The organism is Pseudonocardia halophobica (assembly GCF_027922425.1).
Taxonomy (GTDB): Bacteria; Actinomycetota; Actinomycetes; order Mycobacteriales; family Pseudonocardiaceae; genus Pseudonocardia; species Pseudonocardia halophobica.
On sequence record NZ_BSFQ01000024.1, the window covers coordinates 1 to 18,796 of the forward strand.

The 18,796-nt window shown below is 72.7% G+C and carries 19 protein-coding genes and 1 pseudogene; 10 read left to right on the forward strand and 10 right to left on the reverse strand.

Translation table 11 applies throughout. From position 1 onward, the window contains the following. Positions 1 to 430 (reverse strand): AMP-binding protein (locus tag PKE99_RS23995; protein ID WP_271214917.1); only part of this gene is annotated, 430 nt, incomplete at its 3' end. Positions 431 to 579: 149 nt separating this feature from the next. Between PKE99_RS23995 and serS the strand changes: the two genes are divergently transcribed. Then, positions 580 to 1,848, forward strand: coding sequence for a serine--tRNA ligase (gene serS / locus PKE99_RS24000; RefSeq protein WP_037048801.1), 1,269 nt, complete (start codon positions 580 to 582; stop codon positions 1,846 to 1,848). Between the two features lie 147 nt (positions 1,849 to 1,995). Here the strand turns inward: serS and PKE99_RS24005 are convergent, their stop codons facing one another. Next, positions 1,996 to 2,595 (reverse strand): helix-turn-helix domain-containing protein, encoded by a 600-nt coding sequence (locus PKE99_RS24005; protein ID WP_037048799.1) that lies wholly within the window; start codon positions 2,593 to 2,595, stop codon positions 1,996 to 1,998. A 90-nt stretch (positions 2,596 to 2,685) separates the two neighbouring features. Here PKE99_RS24005 and PKE99_RS24010 point away from each other — a divergent pair, with 90 nt between their 5' ends. After that, entirely contained in the window at positions 2,686 to 3,729 is a 1,044-nt protein-coding gene (locus PKE99_RS24010) for an isopenicillin N synthase family dioxygenase (protein WP_037048798.1), read from the forward strand. A gap of 22 nt (positions 3,730 to 3,751) precedes the next feature. Here PKE99_RS24010 and PKE99_RS24015 read toward each other — a convergent pair whose 3' ends face one another. Together PKE99_RS24015 and PKE99_RS24020 are read right to left on the reverse strand one after the other, a co-directional pair. Further along, positions 3,752 to 4,459: a cache domain-containing protein gene (locus PKE99_RS24015; RefSeq protein ID WP_051737784.1), complete on the reverse strand. Its 708-nt coding sequence runs from the start codon at positions 4,457 to 4,459 to the stop codon at positions 3,752 to 3,754. Next, positions 4,456 to 5,253 carry a FadR/GntR family transcriptional regulator gene (locus PKE99_RS24020; RefSeq protein ID WP_231498307.1) on the reverse strand — a complete coding sequence of 266 codons (798 nt, stop codon included), beginning with the start codon at positions 5,251 to 5,253 and terminating at the stop codon, positions 4,456 to 4,458. The genes PKE99_RS24015 and PKE99_RS24020 overlap by 4 nt, the downstream gene beginning before the upstream one ends. Positions 5,254 to 5,395: 142 nt before the next feature. Between PKE99_RS24020 and PKE99_RS24025 the strand changes: the two genes are divergently transcribed. Genes PKE99_RS24025 through PKE99_RS24045 form a run of 5 tightly spaced genes read left to right on the forward strand, consistent with a single transcriptional unit; the run spans position 5,396 to position 11,114 of the window. Further along, positions 5,396 to 6,772, forward strand: a complete 1,377-nt coding sequence (locus PKE99_RS24025) for a (Fe-S)-binding protein (protein ID WP_197040733.1) — start codon at positions 5,396 to 5,398, stop codon at positions 6,770 to 6,772. Further along, complete coding sequence (locus tag PKE99_RS24030; protein ID WP_231498310.1) at positions 6,769 to 8,322, forward strand: FAD-binding oxidoreductase; 1,554 nt, start codon at positions 6,769 to 6,771, stop codon at positions 8,320 to 8,322. Before PKE99_RS24025 ends, PKE99_RS24030 begins: the two co-directional genes overlap by 4 nt. Next, on the forward strand, positions 8,319 to 8,579 hold the full coding sequence (locus tag PKE99_RS24035) for a hypothetical protein (RefSeq protein ID WP_037048797.1): 261 nt from the start codon (positions 8,319 to 8,321) through the stop codon (positions 8,577 to 8,579). The genes PKE99_RS24030 and PKE99_RS24035 overlap by 4 nt, the downstream gene beginning before the upstream one ends. 27 nt (positions 8,580 to 8,606) lie before the next feature. After that, positions 8,607 to 9,653, forward strand: a complete 1,047-nt coding sequence (locus tag PKE99_RS24040) for an LLM class flavin-dependent oxidoreductase (protein ID WP_037048794.1) — start codon at positions 8,607 to 8,609, stop codon at positions 9,651 to 9,653. Positions 9,654 to 9,680: 27 nt separating this feature from the next. Then, positions 9,681 to 11,114, forward strand: a complete 1,434-nt coding sequence (locus tag PKE99_RS24045; protein WP_037048792.1) for an aminobutyraldehyde dehydrogenase — start codon at positions 9,681 to 9,683, stop codon at positions 11,112 to 11,114. A 54-nt stretch (positions 11,115 to 11,168) separates the two neighbouring features. Here the strand turns inward: PKE99_RS24045 and PKE99_RS24050 are convergent, their stop codons facing one another. The 6 genes and pseudogenes from PKE99_RS24050 to PKE99_RS24070 form a co-directional block, all read right to left on the reverse strand. After that, positions 11,169 to 12,392 carry a S8 family peptidase gene (locus tag PKE99_RS24050; protein WP_231498306.1) on the reverse strand — a complete coding sequence of 408 codons (1,224 nt, stop codon included), beginning with the start codon at positions 12,390 to 12,392 and terminating at the stop codon, positions 11,169 to 11,171. Positions 12,393 to 12,534: 142 nt separating this feature from the next. Beyond that, positions 12,535 to 13,107 carry a TOBE domain-containing protein gene (locus PKE99_RS39620; protein WP_438865911.1) on the reverse strand — a complete coding sequence of 191 codons (573 nt, stop codon included), beginning with the start codon at positions 13,105 to 13,107 and terminating at the stop codon, positions 12,535 to 12,537. Positions 13,108 to 13,146: 39 nt separating this feature from the next. Next, a pseudogene (locus PKE99_RS39625) lies at positions 13,147 to 13,578 on the reverse strand (ATP-binding cassette domain-containing protein); the annotation flags it as partial. Positions 13,579 to 13,628: 50 nt separating this feature from the next. Further along, positions 13,629 to 14,471, reverse strand: coding sequence for an ABC transporter permease (locus tag PKE99_RS24060; protein WP_051737781.1), 843 nt, complete (start codon positions 14,469 to 14,471; stop codon positions 13,629 to 13,631). Positions 14,472 to 14,487: 16 nt separating this feature from the next. Next, positions 14,488 to 15,273, reverse strand: a complete 786-nt coding sequence (modA, locus tag PKE99_RS24065) for a molybdate ABC transporter substrate-binding protein (protein ID WP_037048788.1) — start codon at positions 15,271 to 15,273, stop codon at positions 14,488 to 14,490. After that, on the reverse strand, positions 15,270 to 15,674 hold the full coding sequence (locus PKE99_RS24070) for a TOBE domain-containing protein (protein ID WP_037048786.1): 405 nt from the start codon (positions 15,672 to 15,674) through the stop codon (positions 15,270 to 15,272). The genes modA and PKE99_RS24070 overlap by 4 nt, the downstream gene beginning before the upstream one ends. 106 nt (positions 15,675 to 15,780) lie before the next feature. On the opposite strand from PKE99_RS24070, the gene PKE99_RS24075 reads away from it, so the two are divergent. From PKE99_RS24075 to moaA, 3 genes are all read left to right on the forward strand, one after another. Further along, complete coding sequence (locus PKE99_RS24075; RefSeq protein WP_037048784.1) at positions 15,781 to 16,983, forward strand: acyl-CoA dehydrogenase family protein; 1,203 nt, start codon at positions 15,781 to 15,783, stop codon at positions 16,981 to 16,983. 248 nt (positions 16,984 to 17,231) lie between these two features. After that, entirely contained in the window at positions 17,232 to 17,552 is a 321-nt protein-coding gene (locus PKE99_RS24080; RefSeq protein WP_037048782.1) for a hypothetical protein, read from the forward strand. A gap of 177 nt (positions 17,553 to 17,729) precedes the next feature. After that, the gene (gene moaA, locus PKE99_RS24085; RefSeq protein ID WP_037048868.1) at positions 17,730 to 18,791 is read left to right on the forward strand and encodes a GTP 3',8-cyclase MoaA; all 1,062 of its coding nucleotides are present in this window, start codon (positions 17,730 to 17,732) and stop codon (positions 18,789 to 18,791) included. Positions 18,792 to 18,796 lie beyond the last annotated feature (5 nt).

Below are 18,796 nucleotides of genomic sequence, written 5' to 3' on the forward strand. Positions count from 1 at the left end.
CCTCCTCGATCATCGCCGCGTAGTTCGAGGTCTTGAACTCCCGCGCCGCCACCAACAGCGAGATCCCCGCCTGCCTGAGCACATACTCCAACTCGTGGGTGCGGTAGCTCGGGTTGATGTTCACCAGGATCGCACCGAGCTTCGCCGTCGCGTACTGCAACAACGTCCACTCCGCCATGTTCGGCGCCCAGATCCCCACCCGGTCGCCCTTCTCCACTCCGTCGGCCACCAGACCCAGGGCCAGGGCGTCGACGTCCGCCCGCAGCTGGGCGTAGGTCCACCGCCGGCCCGTCGGGACCTCGACCAGCGCCTCCCGCTCCGGGTCCGCCGCGACCGTCCGGTCGAAGTTGTCCCCGATGGTGTCCCCCAGCAACGGGACGTCGGAGATCCCGGAGGCGTACGACGGCAGCGCGGGGGTGGAGGTGGTCACCTGCGTCCTCCTCGGAGGGTCGGGCGGCGCAACGTTGTGCGCCCGGTCACGTGATCGCGACTCATCCTGCCGACGACCCGCCCCCGGGCGCCACCCTCCTGTGGGGGAGGAGCGGAAAACGCCCCGCGGTCGGGCGATACGCTCGGGCGATGCACGACCCCCGCGTCCTGCTCGATCCCGCCACCGACGCGGTGCGCAAGCTCGCGCGCCGCGGCTACTCCCTCGACCTGGAGCGCCTCGAGAAGCTCCTGGGCGTCCGCAACGCGGCCATCCAGAAGGGCGACGAGTCCCGGGCCGAGGCGAACCGGCTGCAGAAGGCGGTCAAGGGCGCGTCCCCCGAGGAGCGGCCCGCCCTCGTCGAGAAGGCGCGGGAGACGAAGGCCGCGATCACCCTCGCGGAGGAGGAGCACAAGGAGCTCGAGGCCCAGCTCACCGAGTACCTCCTCGAGATCCCGAACCTGCCCGCCGACGAGCTGCCCGACGGCGCCAGCGACGAGGACGCCGAGGAGGTCCGGACCTGGGGCGAGATCCCGGCCGTCGAGAACCCCCTCGACCACGTCGACCTCGGCGAGAAGCTCGGGATCCTGGACCTGGCGCGCGCGACCAAGCTGTCGGGCCCGCGGTTCGCCGTGCTCAAGGGCCGCGGTGCCGCGCTCGAGCGCGCGCTCGCCCGCTTCTTCCTCGACCTGCACACCGAGCGCCACGGGTACACCGAGTGGTCGGTGCCGGCGCTGGTCACGCGTCCGACGATGACCGGCACGGGCCAGCTGCCCAAGTTCGAGCAGGACCTGTTCCGCACCGAGGTCGCCGACCGGGAGCTGTTCCTCATCCCGACGGCCGAGGTGCCGCTGACCAACCTGCACTCCCGCGAGACCCTCGCCGCCGAGGAGCTCCCGCTGGCCTACACCGCACAGACGCCGTGCTTCCGCTCGGAGGCCGGGTCGTACGGCAAGGACACCCGCGGGCTGATCCGCGTGCACGAGTTCTCGAAGGTCGAGCTGGTCCGCTTCGTCGACCCGGCCCGGTCGCGCGCGGAGCTGGAGGTCCTGCTCGGCCACGCCGAGGCCGTCGTCCAGGCGCTCGGGCTGGCCTACCGGGTCGTGCGGCTCGCGGCCGGCGACATCGGCTTCTCCGCCGAGTACACCTACGACATCGAGGTGTGGCTGCCCAGCCAGGGCCGGTACCGCGAGATCAGCTCGGTGTCGGACTTCGGGACCTTCCAGGCCCGCCGCGCCGCGATCCGGACCAAGGCGAAGGACGGCGCCCGGGGCTTCGCCGCCACGCTCAACGGCTCGGGCCTCCCGATCGGCCGCACCCTCGTCGCCGTCCTGGAGCAGGGGCAGCAGCCCGACGGCAGCGTCCGCATCCCGCCCGCCCTCGTCCCCTACACCGGCTTCGAGGTCATCGAACCCGCCTGATCCCCGCGAGTCGGGAGTTCCGGCACCGCGAGTCGGGAGTTCCGGCACCGCGAGTCGGGAGTTCCGGCACCGCGAGTCGGGAGTTCCGGCACCGCGGGTCGCGCTCTGCAGCCCCGCCGGTCGGACGCCGCACACCGGCTGGTCGGGTCACGAGCGGGGTGGGCGGAGAGTGGGACCCTCTGGCGGGTGGGCGATGGTGAGCAGCACGTGGACGGGCGCCTCGCCGTGCACCCGCCAGCGGTGGCGCGCCGAGGCAGGGTGGGCGACGAGCTCGCGCGGCCCCAGCACCACCGTCCCCGCGCCCTCGACCTCCACCTCGAGCCGCCCGTCGACCACGTAGACGGCCATGTCGCCGGGGAGCGCGAACCACTCCTCGAGGTACTCCCCCGGCGCGACGACGTACTCGATCACCTCGAGCGGGTTCCCCGGCTGCATCACCAGCGCCCGCCCACGCGCCGCGTCCGGCCGGTTGGCGACCGGGATCTCGCGGCCCTCGCCGGCCCGCACCACCGTCATCCCGGTGCCGTCGGGAGCGGGCAGCAGCGCGCCCGGCCGCTCCCCGAGCGCCTCGGCCAGCCGGTACGTCGTGATCATCGACGGCGCGCTGACGCCCCGCTCGATCTGCGAGAGGAACGGCTGGCTCACCCCGGCCCGCCGCGCCAGCTCGCGCATGGACAGCCCGGTCTTCTCCCGCAGCGCCCGGATCGTGGCCCCCACCCGAGCGTTGAGCGCCGCCTCGTCCTCCACCCGCTCCTCCTGACCGCATCGACAGTCCTTGACAGTCGAACCGAGCAGAATGATAGTCGAGAGCAATCATTTCTCACGAGGAGCAGCATCATGGCAGTCGCCGAGACCCGCGACGGCGTCCTCGACGTCCCGATCATCGACATCAGCCCGTTCCGCACGGAGGGCACCGAGGAGGACCGTGAGGCGGTGGCCCGCGCCGCGGACCACGCCGCCCGGACGGTCGGGTTCATGCAGGTCGTCGGGCACGGGATCCCGCAGGGGACGCTCGACGCCTTCACCGCCGCCATGGACGCGTTCTTCGCCGAGGACCTCGCGGCCAAGTCCGCCTACCGCTGCCCGCCCGGCGTGAACCGCGGCTACACCCCGCCGAAGTCCGAGTCGCTGGCCAACAGCCTCGGCCTCGTCTCGGCCGCCGACCTCTTCGAGGCGTTCAACGTGGGCACCCAGGCGAGCGACTTCCCCGGCCTGGCCCTGTCCGAGGCGGACTACGGGACCAACATCTGGCCGGACACCCCCGGCTTCCGCCCGGCCGTCGAGGCCTGGTTCGCCGCCGCCGGCCGGGTCGCCCGGACGATGACGCGCGTGTTCGGCCGCGCCCTCGGGCTCGGCGAGGACCACCTGGCCGGCTTCACCGGCCACTCGGTGGACGTCCTGCGGATGATCAACTACCGGCTGCCGTCGGTCGACGCCGAGCTCGAGCCCGAGCAGGTCGGCATGGGCGCGCACACGGACTACGGCATCGTCACCGTGCTGTGGGCCGATGCGGTGCCCGGCCTGGAGATCCTCGACGGCGAGGGTCGCTGGCACCCCGTCGGGCCGGCGCCCGGCGCCCTGCTGGTCAACCTCGGCGACGCGCTCGCCCGTTGGACCAACGACCGCTGGGTCTCGACCCTGCACCGCGTGGCCGCCCCGCGCGTCGACGGGGTCCTGGTCCCGCGCCGCTCCGCCGCCTTCTTCCACGACGGCGACGTCGACGCCGTGATCGCGCCGCTGCCCACGTGCGTCGACGCCGAACACCCCGCCCTGTACGAGCCGGTGACGGTCGGCGAGCACCTCCGGGCCAAGCTCGCGGGCTCCCGCGGCGGCGCGCTCACCGAGGGCGCGGACCGCGAGGCCGCCCGCCTGTCGCGCTGACCGAGCGAGAGCGGCGTTCGCGTCAGTGGGGGACGGCGACGCGCCAGTGTGGCTCGGGAAGGGCGTGGACGTCCGCCGCCCCGGAGAGATCCGCGCGCGAGCCCGCAAGCCATCGCGCCGAGGTGGAGAAGACCACCCGGTCCTCCGGGTTGACCACCACCACGTCCGCGGCCAGGTCTCCCAGCTCGCGCAGCACGAGGGTCTCGAACCGCGCGACCGGCACGTCCGCGCCGGCGACCCCGACGAACTCCCCGTCGGCAATCACCGGCAGGGTCAGGGTGAGCAGGTAGCGATCCGTGCCGTGCACGTCCACGTAGGGCCCGACGACGTGTCGCCGGCCGGTGCGCCGCGGCACCGTGAACCATTCGGCGGAGGCGTAGTCGTAGAAGCCCACGCTGGCCGGGTTGAGGTCCACCTCCAGCATCACCGGCTCGGCGGGACGCCCCGCCGCCTCGTCGGCCTGCCACCACTCCATCCGCAGGGGCCGGTCGGCGAGCAGCCCCGGCGCCACGATCACGCCCATCCCGACGGCGACCTCCCGCTCCCGGGCGAGCAGGGCCAGCAGGGGCTCCCGGAGCGCGGTGACGTCCCGGTCGCACATCCGCGCGCCGCGGGCGCCGGCGGCGCGGTACCCCGCCAACAGGCCGTCGTGCACCTCGGCGACCGAGCGGAAGACCCGCTCGACCACCGATTCGATGACGAGTGCGGCCTGGTCCGCGGGGGCGCTCACGAACCGGCCGCCTCGGGGTAGGCGTCGGTGTGGTCGGCCCGCCGGTGGCCGCGCCGGGTGAGCCGCACGTGTGCGTCCATCAGCTGCGCCGTGACCGCGGCGACGTGCTCCTCGACCAGCCGGCGCGACGTCGCGGGGTCGCGGGCCGCGATCGCGTCGACGACCCGGTGGTGGTCCGCGATGGTGGCCGCCAGCTCGGCCTCCGTCCGCTCCGTGCCCCAGAGCAGCTGGCCCAGCTCGAACTGCAGCTCGATCTCCTCCCGGGTGAGCCGGACGGACTGCGCGGCCGCGGCGATGTCGATGAACCAGCGCCCCTCGATCCGGCGCTGCTCGGTGCCGCCGGGCGCCGCCGCGAGCCGCCCCAGCGTCTCCCGGAGCCGCTCGATCTCGGAGTCCGCGGCCCGCTCCGCCGCCAGCCGGGCAGCGGTCCCGCTGACGGCGGCCCGCACGTCCCCCAGCTCGCGCAGGTCGGTGCTGCCCAGCTCGCGCAGCCGCCCGCGGCTCAGCTCGGTGAGCGCCTCCTCGGACGCCACGACGAAGCTGCCCCCGCCTCTGCCGCGCCGGGTCGCGACGAGCCCGCGCGCCCGCAGGTCCGACAGCGCGTCCCGCAGGGTGACCGTGGAGACGTTGAGCGACGCGGCCAGCTGGAGCTCCGACGGGAGCTGCTCGCCGTCGACGATGATCCCGAGGCCGATCGCGCTGCCCAGCCGGCGCACGACGGCCTCGCTGCGCATGGCCCCGTCGTCCAGGGGAGCGAAGACAGCCCGTCGCGCGTCGCCCGCGGGGAGCCGCACGCGCACCTCCACAAGATCGGATCCAGCCGTGACACGGGTGCCGCGAGTGTGTCACGCGGCCCGGACAGCCTAGTCGAGAACTTTGAGATGTGATTTCATAGCTTTTCTCCCGACGTGACCGCCACCACATACGGAGGACCGCGTGACGCAGACCGAACCCGAGCGCACCGTGCGGCCCGACGCACTGCAGAGACCCTTCACCCCCGGCGATCCGGGCAACGACCCCGAGCTCGAGACCTATCCGGAAACCGTCCACGGCCCCGTCCCGCTGGAGCTGTCCGACCGGCGCACCGCCGAGTTCGTCGAGGAATGGCGCAACGCCTCGTACAACTGCTACTCGTCCGGCCACAAGTTCTGCCGCGAGGTCTGCCCGGTCATGCAGGTGACCCGCAACGAGTCGTGGACCCCGACCGCCTTCCACGCGAACGTCGTCGCGATGGAGAAGGGCGAGCTCGAGGTCGCCGACATCGCCGCGGACTACGTCAACTGCACCCAGTGCGGCGCGTGCGAGCTGCGCTGCCCCAACACCCTGTTCACCGGCGACTTCTACCGGTTCCGGACCCGCACCGTGGACGTCGTCAAGGCGGTCCGGGCGCTCGCCGTCGAGTCCGGGGTGCACCAGCCGAACTGGCGGACGTGGAACGCACGGACCGACGACAGGACGCACGAGCCGGTCCTCGGTGAGACCGAGATCAGCCAGGAGAACGTCCGCAACTGGGCCGAGGGGCTGGACATCCCCATCGGCGGCGAGACCGTTCTCTTCGTCGACTGCGAGGCCGCCTTCTACCGCACCGCCGTACCCCGCGCCGTCGCGCAGATCCTGCAGCGGGCCGGCTACGAGTTCGGGCTGATGGGCGAGCAGTGGTGCTGCGGCGGGCCCGCCGCCGAGATGGGCTACGTCGACCAGGCCAGGCGCTTCGCCCGGCACAACCTCGACAACTGGCGGGCGACCGGCACGAAGCGGGTCCTGGTGCTCGATCCCCACGACTACATCAGCTTCACCGAGGACTACCCGAAGTACTTCGGTGCGGAGTTCGACATCGAGGTCGTGCTGGTGGTCGAGGTCCTGGCGGACCTTCTCGCCCAGGGGAAGCTGACCCCGACGGTCCCGGTGAACCGGACGATCACCTACCACGACCCCTGCCGGCTCAACAAGCGCAAGGGGATCTGGGAGGAGCCCCGCCAGGTCCTCCGGAGCATCCCCGGCCTGACCTTCCACGACGTCGACCGGGTCACCCAGTGGTCCTACTGCTCCGGCGGGGGCGGGGGCCTGCCGGTGGAGAAGCCCGAGCTCACCGCCGCGATCTCCGAGAGGCGCCTCGGGCACGCCGCGGAGCTGGGCGTGGACACCCTGGTCAGCGCCTGTCCGTGGTCCGAGCGCCCGCTCTCCGAGGCGGGCGACAAGCGGGACATCGACGTGATCGACATCCACGAGATCGTCGCGGAGTCGCTGGGGATCGAGGTCGGCGGCAGCAGAGGGGCCGTGGGAGACAGACGATGTGGGGGTTGCGCGAAGTGACCGCCCTGGAGCGCCCACCCACCGACCTGATCGACCGCGTGGTCGAGCGCCTCGCCGGAGTGCTGCGGCCGGACCAGATCCTCACCGCGAAGACGGACCGCTACAACCGCGCCCGCGTCCCCGCGCCGTTCCCGGTGCACCGGTGGCGCGAGCGGGTGCCGGACCTCGCGGTGCTGCCGGAGTCCACGGAGGAGGTCGCGGCGGTCGTCGCGATCGCGAACGAGCTGAAGTGCCCGGTCGTCCCGCGGGACGGCGGGACCGGGCTCACCGACGGCGCGGTGCCGCTGCGCGGCGGGATCGTCGTGGACGTCAAGCGGATGAACCAGATCCACGAGCTGGACCTGGAGAACCGCACCGTCACCGTCGGCACGGGCATCAACATGCTCAAGCTCAACGAGGTGCTCGGCAAGCACGGTTTGATCTATCCCGACGACCCGGCGTCGTACCCGTGCTCGCTGGTCGGTGGCCGGATCGGGACGTCCGGCTGGTCGCTGATCGGGGCGCGCTACGGGCACACCCGCGACCTCGTGCTCAGCTTCGACCTCGTGCTCCCGACGGGCGAGATCCTGCACGTCGGGGACGGGATCGGACGTCAGATCTCGAAGTCGTCGTCCGGCTACCAGCTCAAGCACCTGTTCATGGGGCACCAGGGCACGCTCGGCATCGCCACGAAGGCCACGCTGAAGCTCTACCCGAAGCCCGAGGCCGAGCTCTCCCCGTTCTGGGCGTTCGACGACTACGACGCCGCCTACCGCTTCACCGGCGCGCTGGCCCGCGCGGGCGTCGCGACCTTCGCCGGCGCCGTGCTGTTCGACGAGTGGAAGGTCGCCTACCTCCGCCGGGACGACGAGGCCTACATCCCCCAGCCCGCGGACGTCCGCGCCCTGACCTGTGCCGTCCTGTACGGCTGGGAGGACGAGGTCCGGGTCGGCGGGAAACGGCTGTTCCGGATCGCGAAGGAGCACGGCGCGCGCTACCTCGGGGACGAGATCTCCGAGGGCGACTGGGCCGCCCGGCACGACCGCTACGCCACCCCGCTGCACGGGCGCACCAAGTCCGGGCAGGTCGTGCCGATGTCCTGGCACTGCGAGGACGCGGCGGTCAACTACACGCGTGTCCCGGCCGTCACGAAGGCCTGGCACGAGATCGTCGCCGATCTGCGCCGGAAGACGGACGTGTTCGACGACTGGGGCATGTTCGCCTACACCTCGGCCGACACCGGGGTGGACTACCTGACCGAGATCGACGTCGGGATCTGGGAGCAGCGCCTCGACGATGACGCGTGGGCGATGTGGGTCAGGGCCAAGCGGGACATCGCCGCGGCGGCCCTGGCGCACGGCGGGTCGATCAGCGCCTGCCACGGCTCGTGCCGGGAGGGCGAGGTCGATCTCGTGCCGCGCGAGCTGGGGCGCGGGTTCGACGTGATGCTCGGCGTCAAACGGATGCTCGACCCGAACAACATCATGAACCCGGGCAAGTACCTGCTGGACCTCGCCTACCAGGGCGGCGACCTCGCCGCCCGGCTGGCCGAGCTGCGAGGTGAGGCATGAGCTACCGCTACTCCGACGAGCACGCCCCGCCCGCCCCGCAGCGCGCCTCCGAGGTCGCGGTCACCACCCACGAGCACGTCTTCGAGGTGGACCCGCGGCTGATGGAGCGCTGGGTCCTGCAGCAGACGTTCCCGAACTGGGACACGTTGCGGATCATGCACGCCCGCCACGACCACCTCGACTGGATGCACGCGCACTTCGCGCAGAAGACGATCACCGGCTCGGACCTGATCGCCGAGATCGAGAACGAAGCCTGAACCCCACCACTCACCGGGAGACCCTCGATGAAGGTCAGCTACGTCATGCTTCCCGACTACCCCCTCGCCGAGTCGCTCAAGTCCATCCAGCTGGCGGACGAGCTCGGCTTCCACGCCGTCTACGCCGCGGACGAGACCTGGCACAAGGACCTCTGGCTGTTGTTCGCGGCAGCCGCGGACAAGACGTCCCGGATCATGATGGGCCCGTCGGTGTCCGGGGTCGTGCTGCGCGAGCCGTCGCTGATCGCGCAGGCCACGGCCACGCTCGACGAGCTGACCGGCGGCCGCGCCGAGGTCGTGCTGTCGTCCGGCAACTTCGGCCTGCTCGCGCAGTACGGGATGGACTGGAGCACGCAGAAGCCGCTGTCCCGGGTGAAGGAGGGCGTGGGCGTCATCCGGACCCTGCTGGACGAGGGCGCGATCACCCACGACGGCGAGTTCTTCACGTACAAGGGCCTGTTCACCTTCGCCCGGCCGGTCGCCGAACGGGTGCCGGTGAAGATGGGCGCGATGGCCGGGCCGAGGTCCTTCCAGGTCGCGGGCGAGATCTCGGACGGCTGTCACCTGGCGCTGGGCTACACGCGCGAGGCGTACCGGTACATGTACGACAACATGAAGATCGGCGCCGAGCGCGCCGGCAGATGCGTCGACGACCTCGACATCGGCGCCTGGTGCGTGGTCACCGTCGGGGAGGACTCGGCCAAGGCCAAGGAGGCCGCCAAGTCGGTGGTCGGGCTGTACGCGTCGTCGATGCCGGACTCGCTGCTGGAGCGCAACGGCGTCTCGCCCTCGGAGATGAAGCCGATCCTGGACAAGTTCGTGGCGGGCGACCTGGCCGGCTCCATCGACGCGACCCCGGACGACCTGGCGGACAGGCTCTCCGTCGCGGGCACCCCCGAGGAGTGCATCGACAAGATCCGCGAGATGCAGCAGGGCGGCGCCAACCACATGATCTGCGCGATCACGGACGCGCACCTCGTGAAGACGTTCATGGGCCGCGAGATCACCGGGGTCCCGACGGTCGACGAGCAGCTCAGGCTGATCGCCGAGAAGATCATGCCCGCCTTCGCCTGACGGACGCCGCGTCGGAGGAGCACCACCATGCAGACCTTCCACAACATCGTCGACGGCAAGCCGGTCCCCGCCTCGGACGGGCGCACGACCGAGATCGTCGACCCGTCGACCGGCGAGGTCTACGCGACCGCGCCGCTGTCCGGAGAAGCCGACGTCGACGCCGCCTACGCGAGCGCGAAGCGCGCGTACGACGAGCACTGGGCCGACACCACGCCCTCGGAGCGGCAGGCAGCGCTGCTGAGGATCGCCGACGCCGTCGAGGCGCACGCCGACGAGCTCGTCGAGCTGGAGCACCGGGACACCGGCAAGCCGAAGGCCCTGACGCACTCCGAGGAGATCGCGGTCATGGTCGACCAGTTCCGGTTCTTCGCCGGAGCGGCCCGCACCCTCGAGGGCCGGGCGTCGGCCGAGTACATGGCCGGGCACACGTCGTCGGTCCGCCGCGAGCCGCTGGGCGTGGTCGGGGCGATCACGCCGTGGAACTACCCCATGATGATGGCCACCTGGAAGATCGGGCCCGCGCTCGCGGGCGGGAACACCATGGTGCTCAAGCCCTCGGACACGACCCCGGCGTCGACGACGCGGATGGCCGAGCTGTTCGCCGAGTTCCTGCCGCCGGGCGTGCTCAACGTCGTGTGCGGCGACCGCAGCACCGGTGCGCTGGTCTCCGCGCACCCCGCCCCCGCGCTGGTCGCGATCACCGGGTCGACGCGGGCGGGCAAGGCGGTCGCCGCGGCGGCGGCCCCGAACGTCACCCGGGTGCACCTGGAGCTGGGCGGCAACGCCCCCGTCGTCGTGTTCGCCGACTCGGACGTGGCCGCCTCTGCCGAGGACATCGCCGTCGCCGGGTTCTTCAACGCCGGCCAGGACTGCACCGCCGCCACGCGGGTGCTCGCCCACGAGTCGATCGCGGGCGACCTGGCCGAGGCGCTCGCCGAGGTCGCCCGCGCGGTGCGGTTCTCCTCCGACGAGGACGACTCCGAGGATCTGTTCATCCCCCCGCTCAACAACGCCGCACAGTTCGAGAAGGTCTCGGGCCTGCTCTCGCGGGTACCCGGCCACGCGTCCGTGCTCGCCGGCGGCTCCCCGGCCGGCGGGCCCGGATTCTTCTTCCCGGCCACCGTGGTCGACGGCCTGCGGCAGGACGACGAGCTGGTCCGCGAGGAGATCTTCGGGCCGGTGATCACGGTGCAGACCTTCACCGACGAGGCGGAGGCGCTGCACCTGGCCAACGACACGGACTACGGCCTGTCCTCCAGCGTCTGGACCACCGACCACTCGCGGGCGCAGCGGATGAGCCGGGGCCTGGACTTCGGCTGCGTGTGGCTCAACTGCCACATCCCGCTGGTCGCGGAGATGCCGCACGGCGGGTTCAAGCAGTCCGGCTACGGCAAGGACCTCTCGGGCTACTCGGTGGAGGACTACACCCGGGTCAAGCACGTGATGACGAAGTACGCCTGAGCAGGGGCCCCTCATCCTGTGAGTGGCGATAGTCGCTATAGCGACTATCGCCACTCACAGGCCGGCGGTGTTGAGGAGGCGGTTGGGGGTGCCGCCCTCGTCGCCGCCGGCGATCTTCCCCGGGACCGCGTTGTCGACGATCCACTTCTTGATCGTGGCGCTGGGGGCGTCGCCGTAGGTCTGCTTGTACAGCGCGGCGACGCCCGCGGCGAAGGGCGCGGCCATCGAGGTGCCGGTGTAGGAGGCGGTCCGGCCGCCGGGCGTGGTCGCGACGATGCTGGTCCCCGGCGCGTAGACGCTCACGCACGGCCCCGTGCTCGACGAGCTGTTGCGGCGGTCGTCGATCGTCGAGTTGGCCACCACCAGCACCCCGGCGGCCGCCCGCGGGGCGACGCCGCAGTCGTTCGCCCCGCTGTTGCCGGCCGAGGAGGCGACGAACACGCCGTCGTCGATCAGGTTCGTGACCGCGGAGAGCAGCGCGTCCGAGGGTCCGTAGCTCCAGGACATGACCGCCACCGCGGGGCCGCCCCGGTGGTTCTGCAGCACCCAGTCGATGCCCGAGAGCAGTGAGGAGAGGGTGCCGGAGCCGTTGCAGTCGAGCACCTTGACCGCGCGGATCTGCGCGTCCTTGGCCACCCCGTGGTCGCGCGAGGCGGCGATCCCACCGACGACCGTCCCGTGGCCGTCGCAGTCGGTGTCGTTGCCGTCGATCGTGTTGGTGCCCCAGGCCGCGCGGCCACCGAACTCGGGGTGCGTGACGTCGACGCCGGTGTCCACCACGTAGACCGTGACCCCCTGGCCGGTGGCGCGGGTGGTGTAGCGGCCGTCGAGCGGCAGGTCGCGCTGGTCGATGCGGTCGAGGCCCCAGTTCGGCGGGTTCTCCTGCGTGGCCTCGGTGAGCCCGGGCAGCCGTGCCGCACGGGGCCCGAGCGGGTCGAACCGCCGGTCCTCCTCGACGCCGAGGATCCCCGGCAGCCCCTTCAGCTGGGCGAGCTGCTCGGCGGTGAGCCGGGCGGCGAAGCCGGTGAGCGCGCGGGTGAAGACGGTGGTCGGCGCGACCCCGATCTCGGAGGCGGCGTCGGCCGCCCGCTGCGCGTCCTGTGCGAGGACGACGTAGTTGCCGGGCAGGCCCGCGGCTGCCGGCGTGCCGACGGACAGGTCGGCGGAGAGCGCGGTCCCCTCGGCGCCGGCCGGACTCGCCAGCGCGACGGAGCCGGTCACCGGGAGGAGCCCGACGGCGATCGCGACGCAGGCGATCCGCAGCAACTGACGTGTCACGGAAAGCGACGGTAGGCCCCCATCGCCCTGCGACATAGGTACACGATAGTGGCTCGGGTGACTCCTGTGACCCGAGAGGTGACCCTGGGTTGCGAGACCTGCCGCGGTGTGAACGCCCGGTCCGGGCGAGTCGCGCCGTCCGCTAGCCCGCCGGGTGGATCTCCACCTCGGTGGCCTTGACCGCGAACCAGAGCGCGCTGCCGGGCTCGGCGGCGAGATCCGCGACCGCGGCGGGCGTGACGTCCGCGGCGAGGCCGTCGAGCCACTCCGGCCCGCCCTCCCGCGGCGCCGCCCGCAGCCGCACGACGTCGCCGCGCGGCTCGATCGAGGCCAGCCGGACCGGCAGGACGTTGCGGGGGCTGCCGTGCGGCTCCTCGGCGAAGACCGCGACCGCCGACGGCGGGAACACCGCGACCGCCGGCTCCCCGGTGCCGGCCGGCCCGCCCGTCTCCCGGCCGGCGATCATCGTGCCGTCGCCCGTGCGCAGCACCCCCGCCTCCCGGACCCCGGGGATCAGGTCGAGGCCCGCGATGCGGGCGGTGAAGGCGCTGCGGGGCCGCCCGAGCACCTCGCGCGTGGGCCCCTGCTCCACGACCCGCCCGCGCCCCAGCACGACCACCCGGTCGGCGAGCACCAGCGCGTCGAGCGCGGAGTGCGTGACCAGCACCGCGGTCTGCTTCCCGTCCCGGATCACCCGGCGCAGCAGCGAGCGCATGGCGGGGGCGGCGTCGACGTCGAGGGCGGCGAGCGGCTCGTCGAGCAGCAGCAGGCCGGGTTCCGGCGCGATCGCGCGGGCCAGCGCGACCCGCTGCTGCTGGCCGCCGGAGAGCTGGGCGGGCTTGCGCCCGGGAAGGCCCGGGACGTCGGGCAGGACGTCGGCGAGCAGGGCCCGCGCCCGCGCCTCGGCCTCCCGCTTCGGCACGCCCTGGGCCCGCGGCCCGAAGGCGACGTTCGCCTCGGCGGTCATGTGCGGGAAGAGCAGCGCCTGCTGCGCGAGGAGCCCGACGCCGCGGCGGTGCGCCGGCACGAACACGCCCGCCCCGACGTCCGTCACGGTCTGGTCGCCCACCCGCACGTGCCCGGCGTCGGGCCGCAGCAGCCCGGACAGGATCCCGAGCAGGGTCGACTTGCCGGCGCCGTTGGGCCCGAGCACGGCGACCACCTCGCCGGGAGCGGCGGACAGGGCCACGTCCAGCGAGAAGGACTCCCGGTCGAGCCGGACGTCGACGTCGAGGCTCATGTGAGCCCCTCCGACCCGCGCGGCCGCCCGACCACGATCACGACGATGGCCACGACGACCAGCAGCAGCGACAGCGCGACGGCCCCGTCGACGTCCGTCTCCCGCTCCAGGTAGACGAGCAGCGGCAGCGTCCGGGTGGTGCCCTGCAGGCTGCCGGCGAAGGCGATGGTGGCGCCGAACTCCCCCATGCACCGGGCGAAGGCCAGCACCGCGCCGGACGCGAGACCGGGCAGGACCAGCGGGATCGTGACCCGCCGGAAGGCCAGCGACGGCGAGGCCCCGAGGGTGGCCGCGACCGCCTCGTAGCGCCGGCCCGCGGTGCGCAGCGCCCCCTCCAGCGAGACGACGAGGAAGGGCAGCGCCACGAACGTCTGCGCGAGCACCACCGCGGCGGTGGTGAACGGGACCGTGATCCCGAAGGCCAGCTCCAGCCCACGGCCGACGAGGCCCGTGCGGCCGAGCAGGAACAGCAGCGCCAGACCCCCGACGACCGGGGGCAGCACCAGCGGGAGCAGCACGACCGAGCGCAGCGTCCGCAGCCCCGGCAGTCGCCCGCGCGCGAGCACCACGGCGAGTGGGCCGCCCAGCAGGATGCACAGCAGCGTGGAGATCGCGGCCGTCTCGAGGGAGAGGCGGAGGGCGTCGAGCGCGGCGTCGCTGAGCAGCAGCTCGGGCATCCGCGCCCAGTCGGCCTTCCACAGCAGGCCCACGACCGGCAGCGCGATCAGCAGGAACGCGAGGCCCGCGGGGATCCACACGAACCACGGGAGCCCGACCGGCTGCTCGTGCCGGTCGGGCTTCCGCGGGGCCCGCGCCCGCGTCGCGGGGGGAGCCGTCATGTGCTCACGAGGGGACTCACGCGGCGCCGAAGCCCTGGGCCTCGAGCGTCTTCCGCCCGTTCTCGCCCTCGACGAGCTGGACCCACTTCTGCGCGAGGTCGGCCTGCGGGGCGTCCTTCACCACGGCGATCGGGTAGTTGGTCTTCGCGGCGGAGGACTCCGGGAAGCTCACGCCCTGGACCTGCCCCTTCGCGGCGTTGACGTCCGTGACGTAGACGAGGCCGGCGTCGGCGTTGCCGGTGGACACCTTGCTCAGCACGGACTTGACGTCGTTCTCCTCGCTGACCGGCTTCAGGTCGACGCCGGTGCTCTGCTCCACCTTCGTGGTGGCCGCCCCGCACGGTACCTGGGGTGCGCAGACGACGGTCTTGACGTCCGGCTTCGCGAGGTCGGCGAACGCGGCGACGCCCTTGGGGTTGCCCGGCGCCGTCGCGATCTGCAGGACGTTCGTGGCGAACACGGTCGGGGCGGCCGCGGTGAGGCCGGCGTCGGACACCGTCTTCATCGTGGAGTCGCTGGCCGCGGCGAAGACGTCCGCCGGGGCGCCGTTGACGATCTGCTGGGCGAGGTCGGACGAGCCGCCGTAGCTCAGCTTGACGTCGACGCCCGGGTTGTCGGTCTCGAACTGCTTCTCGAGCGCGGTGAACGACTCGGTCAACGACGCCGCCGCGAACACCGTCAGCGTGCGCGACTCCGGCGCCGCCGAGGCACCGCCGCTGCTCGGGGCCTGCGACGGCGAGCTGCACGCCGCGGCGAGCACGACGGCCAGGCCGGCGACACCGGCGGCCACGAGACGCTTCATGAACTTCCTCCGGGGATCTCCACCACGACGTTCGTGGACTTGACGACGGCCACCGCGAGCGACCCGGGCTCGAGCCCGAGGTCCCGGACCGCCTCGCTGCTCATCAGCGAGACGACCCGGTGCGGCCCGCACTGCATCTCGACCTGCGCCATCACCTGGTCCATGAGGACCGCGGTGACCAGCCCGACCATGCGGTTGCGGGCCGAGCGTCGGACGCCCGACGGGTCGGGCGGCGCGCTGGCGTGGTCGCGGGCGAACTCGGCGAGCACGGTGCCCTCGACGACCTTGCGGTTCGACGCGTCCGGATGCGCGGGCAACGTGCCCGCGTCGACCCAGCGACGCACGGTGTCGTCGCTGACCCCGAGCAGGCGCGCGGCCTCGGCGATCCGGAATTGCGGCACGACCGGGATCCTATGTCCGCGTCTGCGCGGGTCGCTACCGGGCAGGGGACGCACATCACGTCGGGCTCGTTGTTTAATGCAGCTGCATTGTGGTGTCATTTCCCGCGTGGACTTCGAACCCAGCGCCGCCGCTGCCGACTACACCAAGCGCATGCGCGCGTTCCTCGACGAGGAGGTCCTCCCCGCCGAGGCCGCGTACGACGCCTTCCGCGCCGAACGTCGCGGGACCCCGCAGGAGTGGGACCTGCCGCCCGTCGTCGAGGAGCTGAAGGCCAAGGCCCGTGAACGCGGGCTCTGGAACCTGTTCCTGCCGTCGATCTCCGGGTTGTCGAACCTGGAGTACGCCGCCGTGGCCGAGGTGTCCGGCTGGTCGCCGGTCATCGCGCCCGAGGCGATCAACTGCCAGGCCCCGGACACCGGGAACATGGAGACCCTGCACCTGTTCGGCACGCCCGAGCAGCAGGAGCAGTGGCTCAACCCGCTGCTCGAGGGCGAGATCCGCTCGGCCTTCGCGATGACCGAGCCGCAGGTCGCCTCGTCCGACGCCACCAACATCGAGACGCTGATCCGCCGCGACGGCGACGACTACGTCATCAACGGCCGCAAGTGGTGGATCTCCGGCGCCGCCGACGAGCGCTGCAAGATCTTCATCGTCATGGGCAAGACCGACCCCGACGCCGCCAAGCACCGCCAGCAGTCGATGATCCTGGTCCCGCGCGACACCCCGGGCCTGGAGATCACCCGGCACCTGCCGACCTTCGGCTACCAGGACCAGCACGGGCACTCCGAGCTGACGCTCACCGACGTCCGGGTGCCGGCGACGAACCTGCTCGGCGAGGAGGGCGGCGGGTTCGCCATCGCCCAGGCCCGCCTCGGGCCGGGCCGCATCCACCACTGCATGCGGCTGATCGGCATGGCCGAGCGTTCGGTCGACCTCATGGTCAAGCGCGCCCAGGACCGCGTCGCGTTCGGCCGGCCGCTGGCCGACCAGGGCGTGGTCCGCGAGCAGATCGCCCTGTCCCGCATGGAGATCGAGCAGTCCCGACTGCTGGTCCTCAAGACCGCCTGGCTGATCGACAAGTTCGGCGCCAAGGGCGCGGCCAGCGAGATCGCGGCGATCAAGGTCGTGGTGCCGCGCATGGCGTGCACGGTGATCGACCGGGCCATGCAGGTCCACGGGGGCGGCGCGATGAGCGACGACTTCCCGCTGGCCTACTTCTACACCTGGGCCCGCGCGCTGCGCTTCGCCGACGGGCCCGACGAGGTGCACATCCGCTCCGTCGCGCGCCAGGAGCTGGCGCAGCACTAGGGCCGCACAGCCGGGCGGTTGCTCCCCCGAACGGCCCTTGTCCGGTTCCCCGGACGGGGCCACGGTGGAGCGCGCCCGGCCACGTCGGCGAAGCGGAGGCGATGCCCGTGCGAAGAGCACCCGCCCGCGGGAGCCGAACGGTGTCCGGGCCCGGTTCCGCCATCTCCCTCCCGCTCGTGCAGCCGCCCGCCTCCGGCGGGCGCGGGTCCGGCTCCTGACCGTGCACGCACCCACCACGGGAGTCACCCATGCTCACGATCACCGACGTCCAGACCCGGCTCGCCGAGTGCCGGGAGAAGTCCGGCGCCGCGCTGCGCGCCTCCGAGGCGGACACGGGCGCGTCCGTCGTGCTGCTCGCCGTCGTGCGGGAGTTCGACTCGAAGGCCGCGAAGGCGGGAAGGTTGGCGGCCGAGGGCGAGGCGGCGGCGCACGACGCCGTCGTCGAGCTCGAGCAGGCCGCGGACAGTGCGAAGGCGGCGGCCGAGGCCGACCCGGGCCTCGACGCGAAGGCCCGCGAGGCCGTGCTCGACGCGCACCTCGCGATCTGCATCCTCAAGACCGAGATCTGACCCGGGCACCCAGTGTCCGGGGGGTGGGGTGATCCTCGCCTTCCGGACAGGCCGGGGGCGCCGTCGCGGCCCGCTCCTGCGGCCCGCGACGGCATCCGGATCCGCATCTGCGGAGTGCTTTGACCTGGCGTTTTGTGCCCTGGTTGAAGATCATGCCGGGCGGCTACCCTCGTGCACGTGACGGCAACCGAGCTGGGTCTCCCCGCGCTGCGGGGGACCGCGAAGCGGGACCCGGGCCGCCCCGACGACAGCCGCCTGATCGACGGGTTCGGCCGGGTCGCCACCGATCTGCGCATCTCGCTGACGGACCGGTGCAACCTCCGCTGCACCTACTGCATGCCCGCCGAGGGCCTCGACTGGATGCCGCGCGAGGAGCAACTGACGGACGCCGAGCTGGTCCGCCTGGTCACGATCGCGGTCCGCGACCTCGGCGTGCACGAGCTCCGGTTCACCGGCGGTGAACCGCTGCTGCGCAAGGGGCTCGAGGAGGTCATCGCCGCCTCGGCCGCCCTCGAGCCGCGGCCGGACATCTCGCTGACCACCAACGGCATCGGCCTCGCGCGCCGGGCCGAGGCGCTGGCCGCGGCCGGCGTCAACCGGCTCAACGTCTCGATGGACACGCTGCGCCCCGAGCGCTTCGCCAGCATCACCCGGCGCGACCGGCTGTCCGACGTGCTGGCGGGGCTCGCCGCCGCCCGTGCGGCCGGCCTGGAGCCCGTCAAGATCAACAGCGTGCTGCTGCGCGGCGTGAACGACGACGAGGCCACCGATCTGCTGGCCTTCGCCGTCGAGCACGGCTACGAGCTGCGGTTCATCGAGCAGATGCCGCTCGACGCCCAGCACGGCTGGCAGCGCGCGGAGATGATCACCGCGGGCGAGATCATGGAGAAGCTGGCCACCCGCTTCACCCTCACGCCCGACGGCGAGGAGCGCGGCGGTGCCCCCGCCGAGCGTTACCTGGTCGACGGCGGCCCGTCCCGCGTCGGCGTGATCGCCTCGGTGACCAGGCCCTTCTGCGGCGCCTGCGACCGCACCCGGCTCACCGCCGACGGGCAGGTCCGCTCCTGCCTCTTCGCCCGCACCGAGACCGACCTGCGCGCCCTGGTGCGCGGCGGCGCGAGCGACGCGGAGATCGCGGACGTCTGGCGGTACGCGATGTGGGGCAAGCTCGCCGGGCACGGCATCGACGACCCCGGCTTCCTGCAGCCCGACCGCCCGATGAGCGCGATCGGCGGGTGAGGAGA

What these genes read in the sequence shown, in the direction of transcription:
- serS (WP_037048801.1), top strand. Translation starts at nt 580, where the DNA reads ATGCACGACCCCCGCGTCCTGCTCGATCCCGCCACCGACGCGGTGCGC.
- PKE99_RS24010 (WP_037048798.1), top strand. Translation starts at nt 2,686, where the DNA reads ATGGCAGTCGCCGAGACCCGCGACGGCGTCCTCGACGTCCCGATCATC.
- PKE99_RS24035 (WP_037048797.1), top strand. Translation starts at nt 8,319, where the DNA reads ATGAGCTACCGCTACTCCGACGAGCACGCCCCGCCCGCCCCGCAGCGC.
- PKE99_RS24040 (WP_037048794.1), top strand. Translation starts at nt 8,607, where the DNA reads ATGAAGGTCAGCTACGTCATGCTTCCCGACTACCCCCTCGCCGAGTCG.
- PKE99_RS24045 (WP_037048792.1), top strand. Translation starts at nt 9,681, where the DNA reads ATGCAGACCTTCCACAACATCGTCGACGGCAAGCCGGTCCCCGCCTCG.
- PKE99_RS39620 (WP_438865911.1), bottom strand. Translation starts at nt 13,107, where the DNA reads ATGCGCTCGCTGCTGCGCCGGGTGATCCGGGACGGGAAGCAGACCGCG.
- PKE99_RS24060 (WP_051737781.1), bottom strand. Translation starts at nt 14,471, where the DNA reads ATGACGGCTCCCCCCGCGACGCGGGCGCGGGCCCCGCGGAAGCCCGAC.
- modA (WP_037048788.1), bottom strand. Translation starts at nt 15,273, where the DNA reads ATGAAGCGTCTCGTGGCCGCCGGTGTCGCCGGCCTGGCCGTCGTGCTC.
- PKE99_RS24080 (WP_037048782.1), top strand. Translation starts at nt 17,232, where the DNA reads ATGCTCACGATCACCGACGTCCAGACCCGGCTCGCCGAGTGCCGGGAG.